Source organism: Streptomyces sp. NPDC111744 (genome assembly GCF_055634995.1).
In genome coordinates, this window is record NZ_JBVKCG010000002.1 from 159,855 (window position 1) to 174,971 (window position 15,117).

13 protein-coding genes and 1 pseudogene are annotated in these 15,117 nt (G+C 71.1%); 10 read left to right on the forward strand and 4 right to left on the reverse strand.

Features of this window, described 5'->3' with window-relative positions:
* Window positions 1–12 precede the first annotated feature (12 nt).
* A complete protein-coding gene (locus tag ACZ7OO_RS04760) occupies window positions 13–1,164 on the reverse strand; it encodes an acyltransferase family protein (protein WP_471501501.1) in 1,152 nt (383 codons plus the stop codon).
* A gap of 179 nt (window positions 1,165–1,343) precedes the next feature.
* On the opposite strand from ACZ7OO_RS04760, the gene ACZ7OO_RS04765 reads away from it, so the two are divergent.
* The 5 genes from ACZ7OO_RS04765 to ACZ7OO_RS04785 all read left to right on the forward strand — a co-directional run bounded on the left by ACZ7OO_RS04765 (window position 1,344) and on the right by ACZ7OO_RS04785 (window position 5,604).
* Window positions 1,344–2,690 (forward strand): FAD-binding protein, encoded by a 1,347-nt coding sequence (locus ACZ7OO_RS04765; protein ID WP_471501503.1) that lies wholly within the window; start codon window positions 1,344–1,346, stop codon window positions 2,688–2,690.
* An 84-nt stretch (window positions 2,691–2,774) separates the two neighbouring features.
* The gene (locus tag ACZ7OO_RS04770) at window positions 2,775–3,521 is read left to right on the forward strand and encodes a nuclear transport factor 2 family protein (RefSeq protein ID WP_471501505.1); all 747 of its coding nucleotides are present in this window, start codon (window positions 2,775–2,777) and stop codon (window positions 3,519–3,521) included.
* A complete protein-coding gene (locus ACZ7OO_RS04775; protein ID WP_471501507.1) occupies window positions 3,518–3,859 on the forward strand; it encodes a YciI family protein in 342 nt (113 codons plus the stop codon). Before ACZ7OO_RS04770 ends, ACZ7OO_RS04775 begins: the two co-directional genes overlap by 4 nt.
* Entirely contained in the window at window positions 3,856–5,115 is a 1,260-nt protein-coding gene (locus ACZ7OO_RS04780; RefSeq protein ID WP_471501509.1) for an RNA polymerase sigma factor, read from the forward strand. Before ACZ7OO_RS04775 ends, ACZ7OO_RS04780 begins: the two co-directional genes overlap by 4 nt.
* 123 nt (window positions 5,116–5,238) lie before the next feature.
* Window positions 5,239–5,604, forward strand: a complete 366-nt coding sequence (locus ACZ7OO_RS04785; RefSeq protein WP_471502328.1) for an AAA family ATPase — start codon at window positions 5,239–5,241, stop codon at window positions 5,602–5,604.
* On the opposite strand, the gene pgm is transcribed toward ACZ7OO_RS04785, so the two are convergent.
* A complete protein-coding gene (gene pgm, locus ACZ7OO_RS04790) occupies window positions 5,531–7,171 on the reverse strand; it encodes a phosphoglucomutase (alpha-D-glucose-1,6-bisphosphate-dependent) (RefSeq protein ID WP_471501511.1) in 1,641 nt (546 codons plus the stop codon). The genes ACZ7OO_RS04785 and pgm overlap by 74 nt on opposite strands.
* Window positions 7,172–7,291: 120 nt before the next feature.
* The gene (locus ACZ7OO_RS04795; RefSeq protein ID WP_471501513.1) at window positions 7,292–7,678 is read right to left on the reverse strand and encodes a barstar family protein; all 387 of its coding nucleotides are present in this window, start codon (window positions 7,676–7,678) and stop codon (window positions 7,292–7,294) included.
* 69 nt (window positions 7,679–7,747) lie between these two features.
* Between ACZ7OO_RS04795 and ACZ7OO_RS04800 the strand changes: the two are divergent.
* Window positions 7,748–8,509: pseudogene (locus ACZ7OO_RS04800) on the forward strand (IS630 family transposase); the annotation flags it as partial.
* Window positions 8,510–8,543: 34 nt separating this feature from the next.
* Here ACZ7OO_RS04800 and ACZ7OO_RS04805 read toward each other — a convergent pair.
* Complete coding sequence (locus ACZ7OO_RS04805) at window positions 8,544–9,158, reverse strand: TetR/AcrR family transcriptional regulator (RefSeq protein WP_471501515.1); 615 nt, start codon at window positions 9,156–9,158, stop codon at window positions 8,544–8,546.
* Between the two features lie 116 nt (window positions 9,159–9,274).
* Here ACZ7OO_RS04805 and ACZ7OO_RS04810 point away from each other — a divergent pair, with 116 nt between their 5' ends.
* The 4 genes from ACZ7OO_RS04810 to ACZ7OO_RS04825 all read left to right on the forward strand — a co-directional run bounded on the left by ACZ7OO_RS04810 (window position 9,275) and on the right by ACZ7OO_RS04825 (window position 15,070).
* Window positions 9,275–9,988 carry an SDR family NAD(P)-dependent oxidoreductase gene (locus ACZ7OO_RS04810; RefSeq protein ID WP_471501517.1) on the forward strand — a complete coding sequence of 238 codons (714 nt, stop codon included), beginning with the start codon at window positions 9,275–9,277 and terminating at the stop codon, window positions 9,986–9,988.
* 627 nt (window positions 9,989–10,615) lie between these two features.
* Window positions 10,616–11,812, forward strand: coding sequence for an EfeM/EfeO family lipoprotein (locus ACZ7OO_RS04815; protein ID WP_471501519.1), 1,197 nt, complete (start codon window positions 10,616–10,618; stop codon window positions 11,810–11,812).
* Window positions 11,809–13,044 (forward strand): iron uptake transporter deferrochelatase/peroxidase subunit, encoded by a 1,236-nt coding sequence (gene efeB, locus ACZ7OO_RS04820; RefSeq protein WP_471501521.1) that lies wholly within the window; start codon window positions 11,809–11,811, stop codon window positions 13,042–13,044. The genes ACZ7OO_RS04815 and efeB overlap by 4 nt, the downstream gene beginning before the upstream one ends.
* Window positions 13,045–13,237: 193 nt before the next feature.
* A complete protein-coding gene (locus ACZ7OO_RS04825) occupies window positions 13,238–15,070 on the forward strand; it encodes a phospholipase C (protein ID WP_471501523.1) in 1,833 nt (610 codons plus the stop codon).
* The last annotated feature ends 47 nt before the right edge of the window (window positions 15,071–15,117 follow it).

The following is a 15,117-nucleotide window of genomic DNA, read 5'->3' on the forward strand; positions in this document are numbered from 1 at the left end:
TCGTCGGCCGTCCTAAACCGCTTGCCCGTCCCGCGCCCGGAAGGCCCACTCCATCCTGGGTTCCATCACGAACCGGAAGACCCGGCACACCGGCGGTGTGCACAGCAGGGTCACCACGACGGCGGCGACGAGGGTGACCGTCACCGCGCCCAGCGGGCCGTGCATCCAGGCCGGGTCGTACCAGTGGGCGGGCTTGGCGGCCTGCGCGACGAAGCCGTGCAGCAGGTAGCCGTAGAGCGTGCCCGCGCCGAGGCCGGTGAACCAGGTGCGGCGGCCGGGCACCCAGGCGAGGAAGCAGGCGACCAGCACCAGGGAGCAGCCGAGGACGGCGAGCGTCATGACGGGCCCGTACCAGGCGGGCGCGCCGAGCTGCTCGGCGCTGTCCCGGTGGAAGAACCAGCGGTAGCCCAGGTGCGGCACCGACCAGTACGCCACGACGAGGGCGCACAGGGCCACGGGGACGGCCCACAGGCGCACCCTCCAGCGGCGCAGCAGACTGAAGTGCTCCGGTCGCAGGCACAGGCCCAGCACGAAGTACGGCAGGAACTGCAGGGCCCGCTGGAGGTCGAGGTCGCTGCCGATGGACGACGAGAGGCTCGCCAGCATGGCGACGGCGAGTGCGAGGGGCAGCGGCCACCGTACGAGCCGCCAGATCGGCGTCGTCAGCCGCCAGATGAACAGGGCCGCCAGGAACCAGGTCAGATACAGCGGGTCCAGCAGGCTGATCTCGCGGTCGGGGGCGTGGTCGCTCCACCGGGTGAAGAGGGTGTAGGCGACCTCGAACACCACGTAGGGCACGGCGACACCGGTGACCAGCCGTTTGATACGGGCGGGGCTGGCGTCGAAGCTGCGGGAGAAGTAGCCGGAGATGATGATGAACGCCGGCATGTGGAAGGCGTAGACGAATGTGTAGAACGCGGTGACGGTACGGCTGTCCGAGCGCAGCGGCTCCCAGGCGTGTCCCACGGCCACGAGCACGATCGCCAGGTACTTCGCGTTGTCGAAGTAGGCGTCGCGCCGGCCGGCGGACGGGCCGCTCCGGGTGGCCGGGCCCGGGAGGGGCGGCGGGACCGGTGTCCGGTCCGCGGCCCTGGCGGGCGACCCGTCGACTGTGGCTGCGGTCTCGCGGGAGCCGGTCAGACCAGAACACCTCTCACACGACATGCGCTCCGGGGAGCGACGGGGGGCAGGGCACAACTCCGGTCACGCTGTTCTCCGGATCCCCGCGGAGTAAACCCATCGCAACGCCCAGATGTCAAAGCAGGAAACGAGATCCGTCCGTCATTCCCCGCCGCGAAAATGGTTCAGCCCGTGTCGACCGAAGCCCATCTGGAGCGTGCCGCGTGACGTCGTCGGACCGTGTCTCCGCACGATTCGTGGAAGTGCTGGACACCCGCCCGGAAACCCTTCAGGAAGCGGCGGACGATTTCGGCCACCTCGTGCACCTGCCGCCCCTGGGTGTGCTGCGGCCCCGGTCCGCGGCCGAGGTCAAGGACGCGCTGGTGTACGCGGGGCCGCGCGGGATCCCGGTGGCCGCGCGGGCCGGCGGACACTCTCTCCACGGCCAGGGTCAGGCACCGGACGGGATCGTCCTCGACCTGGGTGAGCTGAGCGCGGTCGGGCCGGTGACCGGCGACCGGGTGGCGGTGCGGGCCGGGGCGCTCTGGCGGGACGTGCTGACGGCGACCCTGCCGTACGGGCTCACCCCTCCCGTCCTCACCGACTACCTCGGTGCCGGCGTCGGCGGTGTGCTGAGCGCGGGCGGGCTGGGCGGCGCCAGTCACCGGCACGGCCTGGTCGCGGACTCGGTGCTGGAGCTGGAGGTGGTGACCGGGGCCGGTGAGCACCTGGTCTGCTCGCCGGACCACCATGGCGCCCTCTTCCACACGGTCCTCGCCGGCCTGGGACAGGTGGCCGTGATCGTCCGGGCCACCCTCCGGCTGTCCCCCGCGCCCGCCCTGGTGCGCCGCTACTGCCTGTACTACGCCGATCCCGACGCCTACCTGACCGACCAGCACCTGCTCGCGACCGGCCGGCGCTTCGACTACCTCGAAGGCCAGGCCCGCCCGGTCGAAGGCACCGCGGACGACTGGCACTACATGGTCGAGGCCTTGGCCGCGCACCACGGCCCGACCCCACCCGACGACGGGGCCCTCCTCGCCGGCCTCGCCTTCGGCACGGCAGAGATCACGGACCTCGGATACGCCGAGTTCGCGAACCGGGTCGCGGCCGACGAGGAGCTCCTGCGCGCGACCGGCGAGTGGCTGCACCCGCACCCCTGGCTGAACCTGCTGCTGCCCGAGGACACCGCGGCGTCCGTCGTGACCGGCATCCTCGCCGACCCCGGCTTCCGGGACCTGCGCGAGAACGGCGTGGTCCTGCTCTATCCCCTGCTCTCCCCCGCCCTGCGGGCCCCGCTGTTCCGCCGCCCTCGGGGTGAAGTCGTCCTGCTGCTCGCCCTGTTGCGCACGGCCGCCCCGGGCGCGGCCGCCCCGATGGTGGCCGCCAACCGCATGGCGTACGAGTACGCGCGGGCGAAGGGTGCCGTCGCCTATCCGGTCAACGCGCTGCCGATGACCCCGGCCGACTGGCGGGAGCACTACGGCGACCAGTGGGGCACCCTGGCAGAGGCCAAGGGCGTCCACGACCCGCACGGCATCCTGGGCAGGGGGCACGGACTGGCACTGTGAGCGGTGCCGTCCGCCGGGGTGTCGATTCCGCGCGGCGCCGTTCGTCGGTGGGGTGTAGATAGCTCTTGAGGACCGGGAGGAACCATGAAGTACATGCTGCTGGTCTGCGGCGACGACACCGCCGACGCCTCGGGGATGGCGCCGGTCGACCCCTGGGTGGAGGAACACGGCGTCCGGCGCGGTACCCGGCTGTACGGCCACCGGCTGCAATTGCCGGACACGGCGGTCACCGTGCGGGTGCGTGACGGTGAGGTCCTGCGGACCGACGGCCCGTTCGCGGAGACGAAGGAGTACGTCGCCGGATTCGACGTCGTCGACTGCGACAGCCTGGAGGAGGCCGTACGGATCGCCGCCGGTCATCCCGTGGCCACCATCGGGGCCATGGAGGTGCGGCCGTTCTGGGACGAGGGGCTCGCGGAGGACGCCGAGACGGCCGTCCGCCATATCGACGCCGAGCTCACCGAGGCCGCCCGTGAGCGGGACATCGAGCGGCTGACGGCCTGCTACGCGCCCGACGTGGAGACCTTCCAGCCCTCCGGCGTCGAGACGCGGGTGGGGATCGCCGCGTTCCGCAAGGCGGTCGAGGGGTGGTTCGCGACGCTCAGCGGGCCGGTCCACCGCGAGGTGCTCGAACTGCGGGTACGGCCCGGGGAGGGCAGCGCCTTCAGCCACGCCCTCGTCCGGATCCGCGGCACCCGATCGACCGGGGAGGCCCTGGACCGGGTGGTGCGCGTCACCACCGGCTACCGGGACACCGGTTTCAGCTGGCTGATCGCCCACGAGCACGTCTCGGTGCCGCTGGACGAAACGGCCGGGAAGGAGCGGTCATGAAGTACGTCCTGTTCATCTGCACGCCCGTCGGCGGCGAGGAGCTCAGCCCCGCCGAGATCGCCGAGGACCCGCGCTTCACCTCGTACATCCAGGAGGTCCGCAGCCGTGGCATCGTCAAGGGCGGCGCCCGGCTGCGGCCCGCCGCCGACGCGACAACCGTGCGCGTCCAGGGTGACGAAGTGCTGCTGACCGACGGGCCGTTCACCGAGACCAAGGAGTATGTCGCGGGCCTCGACATCATCGAGGTCGCCGACCTGGACGAGGCGATCGCGCTCGCCTCCCGGCACCCCGCGGCGCTCGCCGGCGGCTCGGTCGAGGTGCGGCCGGTCTGGGAGTGAGTGCCACGGACGGCGTCGAGAAGGCCGTCGCCGCCGCCTTCCGCGAGGAGTGGGCCCAGGTCGTCGCCACCCTGATCCGGGTGACCGGCGACTGGGACCTCGCCGAGGAGTGCGCGCAGGACGCCTTCGCCCAGGCGCTGGAACGGTGGCGGCGCGACGGAGTGCCGCGCCGCCCGGGCGCCTGGCTGACCACGACCGCCCGCAACCGCGCCCTGGACGTGCTGCGCCGGGAGGCGGTGGGGGCGGCGAAGCTGCGGGAGGCGGCGGTGCTGACACGGGACGAGGGACCGTACGACCCGGATCACGAGGGCGACGACAGCGGTGTGGCGGACGACCGGCTGCGGCTGATCTTCACCTGCTGCCATCCGGCGCTGCCGATCGAGGCCCGGGTCGCACTGACCCTGCGCACCCTCGCCGGGCTGGCCACGCCCGAGATCGCCCGCGCGTTCCTCGTCCCCGAGGCGACGATGGCGCAGCGGCTGGTGCGCGCCAAGCGGAAGATCCGCAACGCCGGCATCCCGTACCGGGTGCCGCCCGCGCATCTGCTGCCCGAACGTACGACGGGCGTCCTCGGCGTGCTCTACCTGCTGTTCAACGAGGGGTACGCGGCCACGTCCGGCGCCGACCTGATGCGGACCGGCCTGTGCGCCGAGGCTGTCCGGCTGGCCCGGCTGCTGGCCCGGCTGATGCCCGACGAACCGGAGGTCGTCGGGCTGCTCGCGCTCCTGCTGCTGCACGACGCTCGCCGGGGCACCCGAGTGGACGCGGCCGGTGACCTGGTGACCCTGGAGGACCAGGACCGCACGGCCTGGGACCGCGCCGAGATCGACGAGGGCGCGGCTCTCCTGGAGGGCGCCCTGCGCCGCGGCCGCCCCGGCCCCTACCAGATCCAGGCGGCCGTCGCGGCCTGCCACACCACCGCGGCGACCGCCGCAGACACCGACTGGGCGGACATCGCAGGCCTCTACGGCGAACTCCAGCGGTACGTCCCCTCGGCCGTGGTCCGGCTCAACCGCGCGGTCGCCGTGGGCATGGCCGAGGGCGGGGAGGCGGGCCTCGCGCTGGTGGCGGAACTGGAGGCGGAGGACTCCCTGGCCGGCTACCACCTGCTCCCGGCGACCCGCGCGGACCTGCTGCGCCGTATGGGGCGTACCCGGGAGGCGGCCGGGTCGTACGAGCGGGCCCTGGAGCTGGTGGAGAACGCGGCGGAGCGCAGGTTCCTGGAGAAGCGGCTCGCGGAGTGCCGGTCCGGTTAGGCACCGGGGTTTCGCCACCAAGTCGGACTCAAGGGTCCTCCAGGTCCGTCCGGGCGCTGCGACACCCACGACGACATCCGCCGGTCACGGACGTCAGCTGCGCCGCAGCGCACCGGGCGGGAGCTGTTCGTCGGCCGGAGCGCGGAGTTGCGGGCCCTGGACACCGCCGCCCGGGCCGCCCGGCGGAGCTGCGCCGTGGTGCTGGTCACCGGCGAGGCCGGCGCGGGCAAGTCCGCGTTCCTCGAACAGACGGCTGCCCGGCTGCGGCAGGCCGACCTGAGCGGTCGTCGGTGGCGATCGGTGAGTAAGAGATGGGCCCGGCCGCTCACCCGGGCGTCGACCACGCGGGCCTCATCCAGCGGGTGCTGGAGGCGATGGTCCGGCCGGTCTGACCACCGCCTCCGCCCCGGGGGCGTCAGCCGCCCAGCGCGGCCATCACGACCGCCTTGGCCTCCTCCTGGACCCGGGCCAGGTGATCCGGGCCCTTGAAGGACTCGGCGTAGATCTTGTACACGTCCTCCGTGCCGGACGGGCGGGCCGCGAACCAGGCGTTCTCCGTGGTCACCTTGATGCCGCCGATCGGGGCGCCGTTGCCCGGCGCCTCCGTGAGCACCCCGGTGACCGGTTCGCCCGCGAGGGTCTCTGCGGTGACCTGGGCCGGGGACAGCTTGGCGAGGAGGGCCTTCTCCTCACGAGTCGCCGGGGCGTCGATACGGGCGTAGGCGGGCTCGCCGAAGCGGGTGGTCAGGTCGGCGTAGTGCTCGGACGGGGTCTTGTCCGTCACCGCCGTGATCTCGGAGGCGAGCAGGGCGAGCAGGATGCCGTCCTTGTCGGTCGTCCACACCGAGCCGTCCCGGCGCAGGAAGGAGGCGCCGGCCGACTCCTCGCCGCCGAACCCGATGGCGCCGCTGACCAGTCCGTCCACGAACCACTTGAACCCGACCGGGACTTCGACCAGCTGACGGCCGAGGTCGGCGGCGACCCGGTCGATCATCGAGGAGGAGACGAGGGTCTTGCCGACGCCGGCGCTCGCCGCCCACTGCTCGCGGTGGCGGTAGAGGTAGGAGATGGCGACGGCCAGGTAGTGGTTGGGGTTCATCAGGCCGGCGTCGCGGGTGACGATGCCGTGCCGGTCGGCGTCCGCGTCGTTGCCGGTGGCTACGCGGAACTCGTCCCGCTTCTCGATCAGCGAGGCCATCGCGAACGGCGAGGAGCAGTCCATGCGGATCTTGCCGTCCCAGTCCAGCGTCATGAACCGCCAGGTGGGGTCGGTGTACGGGTTGACCACCGTGAGGTCGAGGCTGTGCCGTTCGGCGATCCGGCCCCAGTAGGCGACGGAGGCCCCGCCGAGCGGGTCGGCGCCGACGCGCAGCCCGGACGCCCGGACCGCGTCGAGGTCGAGGACGCTGGGCAGGTCGTCGACGTACACGCCCATGAAGTCGTACCGGCCGGTGGTGGGGGCGGCGAGCGCGCGCTCGTAGGTAAGGCGCTGTACGTCCTTCATCCCGTCCGCGATGATCCGGTTGGCGCGGTCCTGGATCCAGGAGGTGGCGTCGGAGGCGGCGGGCCCGCCGCTGGGCGGGTTGTACTTGAAGCCACCGTCGGAGGGCGGGTTGTGCGAGGGGGTGACCACGACGCCGTCCGCGAGGCCGGTCGTACGGCCGCGGTTGTGGGTGAGGATGGCGTGCGAGACGGCAGGGGTCGGCGTGTAGCCGTCGGCGCTGTCGATCAGGACGGTGACGCCGTTGGCGGCGAACACCTCCAGGGCGGTGACCTTGGCGGGCTCGGACAGGGCGTGGGTGTCGGCGCCCAGGAAGAGGGGGCCGTCGGTGCCCTGGCCGCTCCGGTACTCGCAGATGGCCTGGCTGGTGGCCGCGATGTGGTCCTCGTTGAACGCGGTCGTCAGCGACGATCCGCGGTGCCCCGAGGTGCCGAAAGCCACCCGCTGGGCCGGGTCGGCCGGATCGGGGTGCAGTGCGTAGTACGCCGTGACCAGCCGGGCCACGTCGACGAGGTCCTCCGGAGCCGCCGGCCGGCCCGCTCGCTCATGCGGCATGAGTCCACTTCCTCCGCAGTCGTTGATCGATCATCGGATACCCATCTTTCCTTGTCAGCGGCGGTGGACGCGAGTGCGGCACCGGCCCTGGCGCCGAAGACCCGGCGGTTCACGGCGGGTTCACCGCAGCCGCAGCGCACCCGTGGCACGCTGCTCGAAGACGCCGAGCAGCCAGTCGAAGGCGGTGGCCCCGCGCCCCGCGCGGGCCTCGGCCCACTCCGCCGCGACGGCGGCACGGTTGAACGGGTGGCAGCGGGCGAGCCGGATTTCCAGCCGACGGGCGGTCTCCGGGTGACCCAGACGGGCCCGGGAGGCCTCGTGGTCGCGCCACTCGAAGACGAAGTCATCGTCGCCGGGGGTTCCGAAGCCGCCGCTGAGGCAGTCGACGAGCGCGTCGAGATTGCGGCCGAAGTAGCCGCCGGACCCGTTGACCGCCTCGCCGATCACCCGCCAGAAGTCCTCCAGCGTGCCGATACGGGTACCGTCCAGTACACAGGTCGCCGTCACGGCCCGCAGGATACGGCGGTGGCACGGCTGGACATACTGAACATCAGTCAACTCCGGCTGACCGCCGCGGCCTACCTGCGCAAAGTCCACAGCCGGGTCATCGGCATCGGCCGCGAGACATTAGGCTGCCTGCTCGCCCGCCGCGGCATCACCTTCCAGCGCACCAAGACCTGGAAGCAATCCCCGGACCCCGAGCGGGACGCCAAACTGGACCGGATCGAGGAAGTACTGGACCGCTTCCCGGACCGGGTCTTCTCCTTCGACGAGTTCGGCCCGCTCGGAATCCGACCCACCGCAGGCTCCGGCTGGGCCGAGCGCAAACGCCCCGACCGGCTGCCGGCCACCTACCACCGCACCCACGGCATCCGGTACTTCCACGGCTGCTACTCGGTCGGCGACGACACTCTGTGGGGCGTCAACCGTCGCAGGAAAGGTGCCGCGAACACGCTGGCCGCGCTGAAGTCGATCCGAGCCGCCCGCCCGGACGGTGGACCGATCTACGTCATCCTGGACAACCTGTCCACCCACAAAGGCGCCGACCTCCGCCGCTGGGCGAAGAAGCACAAGGTCGAGCTGTGGTTCACCCCGACCTACGCCTCGTGGGCGAACCCGATCGAGGCCCACTTCGGACCGCTGAGGCAGTTCACCATCGCCATCTCGCACCACCCCAACCACACCGTGCAGACCCGGGCCTTGCACGCCTACGTCCGGTGGCGTAACGCCAATACCCGCCACCGCGACGTCCTGGCCGCCGAACGCAAGGAGCGCGCCCGCATCCGCAGCGAGAAGGGCATCCGCTGGGGCAGACGCCCTCTCGAAAGCGCAGCCTGAACAACCCGGCGAACGTGCGTCACAGCACTAGTGATCAGCCGCGCACTGCGGCCAGGCACTCGTCGTACAGGTCCATGATGTCGCCCTTGCCGTCGTTGTCGACCCACGTCATCGATGCGGCATCCAGGCAGGCGAACGCCGTCGCGATCACCGCGCGGGCCCTCGGATCCGTAGCGCCGACAGCAGATGCAGCGTCCATACGCGCCGTGACGAGCGGCAGCAGGTCCTCCTGGAACCGCAGTCGCTTTTCGAGCCAACCGGCACGCAGCGAGGCGGTGTTGTGCAGGAGACGGAACCGCTCCAGGGCCTGCTCTCGGCTGTCGTGCAAGGCCAATACGGCGGCAACCCCTGCGCGCAGGGCCTCCCAGACACCGGCTTCGGCGGGCTGTTCGCTGATCGTGTCCGTCAGGACTTGCCCAAACCGGTCCTGGTCGCCGCCGAGAAGGTCCTCCTTGGTGCCGAAGTAGCGGAAGAGGGTGCGCTGGGAGACACCGGCCTCTCGGGCGATCTGGGCGATGGTCGTCTCGTCGTAGCCCTGCTCGGTGAACAGGCGCAGAGCCGTCTCGAGGATCTCCCGGGAGGCCAGCTGCCGTGTCCGGTCCCACAGCGTGGCCGGTGCGCCCGTCGCTGTCTTGGCTTCCTGCTTCATGCCACCAGGTTAGCCCAGCACTGCCAGGCCGTCACTCACATCCTGCTTGGCAGTCACTGCCAATTAGTCGTACGCTGCCAGAGTCCTACCTCACAGGAACGCAAAAGGAGCGCACCATGTCCGCACCCGCAGCTCTGATCACCGGTGGAACCAGCGGCATCGGCAAGGCGACCGCTGAACTGCTCCACTCCCGCGGCTACCGCGTCATGGTCATAGGCGTGGGCAATGCCGCCAATGCCGGACTTCCCGAAGACGTCATGGCCGTCCAGGCCGACGCACGGTCCCTGCCGGACATCGACCATGCGATCGACCAGGCACGCCAGCAATTCGACTCCCTCGACCTACTCTTCCTCAATGCGGGCATCTCCCGCCCCGGCCCGATCGAGTCAACCGACGAAGCCGCCTTCGATGCGCTGTTCGACATCAACGTCAAAGGCACCTTCTTCACCCTGCAGAAGGCGCTCCCGATCCTCAACGAGGACGCCTCAGTCGTGATCACCGTGGGCGCCGGCGAAGGGATCGGAGCCGCCATGACAGCCGCCAAGGGCGCACTGTTGCCGCTCATGCGGTCCCTCGCGCTCGAACTCGCCCCCCGCCGCATCCGCGTCAACGCCGTCAGCCCAGGACTGATCAACACCCCTGCCTACAGCAAGATGGGTGTCTCCCAGGAAATGATCGACTCCTGGGCTCGGGACGTCCCGCTCGGCCGCGTCGGCGCTCCCGCCGACATCGCCGAAGCCGTGGCCTTCCTCGCCTCGGACGCCGCCGGCTACATCACCGGCGACAACCTCACCGTCTCCGGAGGCATCGGCGTCCACACCCGCCCCTGATGAGCAGTTCCGCCCGCGCCCCCTACTGATGGCGCCACCGTGCCTTCCCTCGCCGGACCGATACGCCCCATCCCTCCACACCGCGTAGCTTCCAGTACCGAGCGGAACCGGTGAACCTATCCGGTCACAGCACTGGCCGCGTCGGCCGACGGCGACGAAGGTGGCGGCGAAGAAGCGGAGTGCGCTGGTGTCCGCTTCGATCTCCCGGAACGCCGCGTCCCAGCGGGCGAGGTCGTCCGGGGTGGCGAGGCCCTCGCTGACCAGGGTCTCGCGGGCGGCCCAGGCGGGTCCGCGCATGCCGGGTGGGGACGTGAGGACGTTGATCTGCCCCTCGAAGGCGGCGACTTCGAGGCCGGCCGCGGTGAGCAGTTCCCGCGCCTGGCCGGCGTCCCCGCCCCCGCGCCCGTCTCCCGTCCGCTCCCGGCGCGGCTGCGGCAGTCCGTACAACGCGCCGGCGCCCGCGCGTTCTTCAGGCTGGTCCAGCCCGGAACCCACCGAGGGGCTCGTCGGGAGGTCCGGTGAACCGGCAGGGAACTCTTGGTCATGGGTTTCCCTGGACGGCCGTTCGAGTGCGAAGGCCTGCCTAACATGAGGCGATCACGAACGGTACGAACCCGGGAGCTCGGGATGGTGTTGTCCGGCCTCAGCTGGAGGTCGTTGCGTCCCTGGGCGGTCGTCGCGGTCGCCGTCGTATGCCTGGTGGCCGGAGTCCTGGCGCTCACGCACGACTCACGCCCCCCACACGCCGACCCGGCAGCCCTGCCGCACACCACGGTCGAGGTGTCCGCCAGCCGCTGCGGCCGGGGCTGGAGCGCGCCGGCCCCCGGTGTCCAGGTCTTCGACCTGCGCAACCCGACCGACGGCTCCGCCGAGATCCTCCTGGAGGACCCGAAGAGCCAGGCCGTCTACGGCGACGTGGAGGGCATCGGCCCCGGTACCACCCGCGAGCTCACCGTCCGCCTCGGCAAGGGCACCTACGCGTTCAAGTGCGTCCCCGACGACGCCGACGCCGTCACCGGGCCCACGGTCCGCATCACCAGGGGGAAGAGCGGGCCCGCCGCGGCCCCGGTCAGCGAGCACGACCTGATCCCGCCGGCGATCGCCTACCAGAAGTGGATCGGCAGCGGACTGTCCGACGTCGTACGGCTGACGACGACGCTGCGGGACGCGATCGACGGCGGCGACCTCGCCGCCGCCCGTACCGACTGGCTGCCGGCGCACCTGGAGTACGAGCGGCTGGGCGCGGCGTACGACGCCTTCGGGGACGCGGACGGCGCGATCAACGGCACGGACGCGGGCCTGCCCGGCGGGGTGCACGACAAGGACTTCACCGGCTTCCACCGGATCGAGTACGGCCTGTGGCACGGCGAGTCCGCGAGCGGCTTGCGCGGGCCGGCGGCCGACCTGGTCAAGGCGGTCACCGCGCTGCGCGACGACTGGGCGCAGACCCGGATGGACCCCGCCCAGCTGGGGCTGCGGGCGCACGAGATCCTGGAGAACACGGTGCAGTTCGAACTGACCGGCCGTACCGACTACGGCAGCGGCAGCAACCTCGCCACCGCCCGCGCCAACCTGGACGGCACGGTGCAGGTCATGTCCCGGCTGCACCCGCTGCTCGCCACCCGGTACCCAGGTCTGTCCGGCCTGGAGAGCGAACTGGACCGGGTCGGGAAGACACTCGACGGTTTCGGGCACGACGGCACCTGGACCCCCCTGGGGCAGCTGAGCCACCGCCGGCGCGAGAACGTCGACGCGGCGTTCGGGGACCTGGTGGAACGGCTGGCGTCGGTGGCCACCCTGTGCGATCCGCGGAGGACGGTGTGAGCACCAACGAGACGACGGGCAAGGGCGGAGTCGGCCGCCGTGGGTTCCTGCGGGGCGCGGCGCTCGCGGGCGCGGGGCTGGCCGCCGGCGGCGCGGCCGCCCCGGTCGCGGACATCACCGCGGCGACGCCCGCCATCGCGCCCTTCCACGGCGCCCGCCAGCAGTCCGTGATCGCGGCGCCGCGCCGGACGACCGTGTTCACCTCGCTCGACGTCACCGCCGGGAACCGGGCCGAGCTGACCGACCTGCTGCGCACGCTCACCGAACGCGCCCGCTTCCTCACCTCCGGCGGCACCCCCGACCCGGTGGGTGTCACCGCCACGCCCGCCGACTCCGGCGTCCTCGGCGAGGAACTGCCGTCCAGGGCGCTGGCGGTGTCCGTCGGCGTCGGCGCCTCGCTCTTCGACGACCGGTACGGGCTCGGGAAACTGAGACCCCGTCGGCTGACCATGATGCCGGCCTTCCCCGACGACGACCTCAGGCCGGAGTGGTGCCACGGCGACCTCAGTGTGCAGTTGCACGCGGACGACGCCGACACCGTGCTGCACGCCCTGCGCGACATCACCCGGCACACCCGGGGCGGAATGCAGGTCCGCTGGCGGATGGACGGGTTCACCAGCCCGCCCCGGCCGTCCGGCACCCCGCGCAACCTGATGGGCTTCAAGGACGGCACCGCCAACCCGGAGACCACCAGCGCCCGCGAGATGGATCGGCTGGTGTGGGTCGGCGCCGATGCCGGCGAGCCGGACTGGGCGGTCGGCGGCAGCTACCAGGTGGTGCGGCTCATCCGCATGCTGGTGGAGTTCTGGGACCGGGTCTCGCTCGGCGAGCAGGAGCGGATGTTCGGCCGCTCCCGTGAGTCCGGGGCACCCCTGGACGGCGACGCCGAGCACGACACGCCCGACTACGCCGACGATCCCAAGGGCGATGTCATCCCGCTGGACGCGCACATCCGGCTGGCCAACCCACGCACCACGGCCACCGCCGAGCAGCGGATCCTGCGCCGCGCCTACAACTATGACCGGGGCATGGACAGCAACGGCAACCTCGACATGGGCCTGCTGTTCTGCTGCTACCAGCGGGACCTGGCCCGGCAGTTCGAGACCGTGCAGAAACGGCTGGCCGGCGAACCCCTCGTCGACTACATCTCGCCGTTCGGCGGCGGGTACTTCTTCGCCCTGCCCGGGGTCCGGGACAACAGCGACTGGTACGGGCGCACCCTCCTCACCTGAACCTGTTCGAAATCTGAGCTTGTTCGGACAACTCCCTGACCCGATCGGTCAATACACAGTCAAGATTTTCCCCAGCATCCCTGACCCGGTATTCACTCACCCGCCATCATGGCTCCGCCGCAACGCCCGGAAGCGGGCGAAGCATCCCTGCCTGTACGACGCACTGACGTTCATGCCCGGAGGATGAGTTCGCATGGCCAGCACAGGAAGACGAACGGCGATCAGGAGTCTGGGGGCGCTCGTGGGGGCCGCCGCGCTCACGGTCCTCGGTGGCACCGCGCCCAGCTGGGCGGCCGTACCCGCAGGGCACCACGGCGGGTCGTCGACCGCCACGCCGATCAAGCACGTGGTCGTGCTGTTCGACGAGAACATCTCCTTCGACCACTACTTCGCGACCTACCCCAAGGCCGCGAACACCGACGGCACGAAGTTCACGGCGTCCAAGAAGACCCCGAAGAACATCGACACCCTCGCGCACGCCGGGCTGCTCACGAAGAACCCGAACCAGTACGCGCCCAAGCGGCTCACCCCGGCGCAGGCCATGACCTGCGACCAGAACCACTCCTACGGGCCCGAGCAGTACGCATACGACGGCGGCAAGGCCGACCAGTTCGTGCAGAACACCGAGGTCGACAAGTGCAGCGGCGGCCTGTTCGGCGAGCCCGGCCTGGTGATGGACTACTACGACGGCAACACCGTCACCGCGCTGTGGAACTACGCCCAGCAGTACTCCCTCAACGACCGCTCCTACAGCTCGGTCTACGGGCCGTCCACGCCCGGCGCGCTCAACCTGGTCTCGGGTCAGACGCACGGCGCGATCTCGGTCGACTCGGTCACCGGCAAGCAGACGTCGACCCCCGACTCGTACGCCATCGCCTCCCCGAACGCCAAGGGTGTGGGCACGGTCATCAACGACCCGGACCCGGCCTACGACGACTGCTCCGACAAGGACCACACCAGCACCAGCGCGCTGGCGTCGCTGCAGGGCAAGAACATCGGTGACCTGCTCAACGCCAAGAGCGTGACGTGGGGTTGGTTCCAGGGCGGCTTCCGTCCGTCCACGGCCTACACCGGCGCGTCCGGTTCCTACGCCAGGTGCGACACCACGCACACCAACGTCGGCGGCGCCTCCGTGGTCGACTACAGCCCGCACCACAACCCGTTCTCGTACTACAAGTCGACGTCCAACCCGCACCACGTGGCGCCGAAGAACGTCAACGAGATCGGTCACAACGGCCAGGCCAACCACAACTACGACCTGACCGACTTCACCGCGGTCGCCAAGGCGGGCAAGCTGCCGGCCGTCAGCTTCCTCAAGGCCGGTGAGTACCAGGACGGCCACGCCGGCTACTCCGACCCGACCGACGAGCAGCACTTCCTCGTCAACGAGATCAACACCATCCAGAGCTCGCCGCAGTGGAAGTCCACGGCGATCGTCGTCGCCTACGACGACTCCGACGGCTGGTACGACCACGCCTACGCCAAGCCCCGCAACGGCTCCAAGGACACCACGGTCGGCTCCAACGGCAAGGCCCTCGACAGCGCCGCCTGCCAGGCGGGCCCGGCCGCGTCCGGCGGCTACGCCGACCGCTGCGGCCCCGGTACCCGGCAGCCGATGCTGGTCATCTCGCCGTACAGCAAGGTGAACAAGGTCGACCACACCCAGACCGACCAGGCCTCGATCACCCGCTTCATCGAGGACAACTGGCGCACCGGCCGGGTCGGCGACCACTCCTTCGACGCCACCGCGGGCTCGCTGACGAACATGTTCGACTTCCGGCACCCCAACAACAAGCAGGTGCTGCTGAACTCGGACGGCTCCGTCAAGCGTGTCGGCCCGATCCACCAGGTGGCTCCGGTCAGCACGCACATCACGCCGGGCCCGGCGATGGTGAACACGGCCGCCACGACCGGCTCCGGCGAGTTCCCGACCCTCCCGGTGAGCCTCGGCGTGGGCGCCCTCGTGGCCGTCGGTGCCACGGGCACGTACCTGACGCTGCGCCGTAGGCAGCGCGCCACGGCCTGACCTCCACACGGCCCCGATCACCTCGGCACGGTCCTCCTCCCTGGACC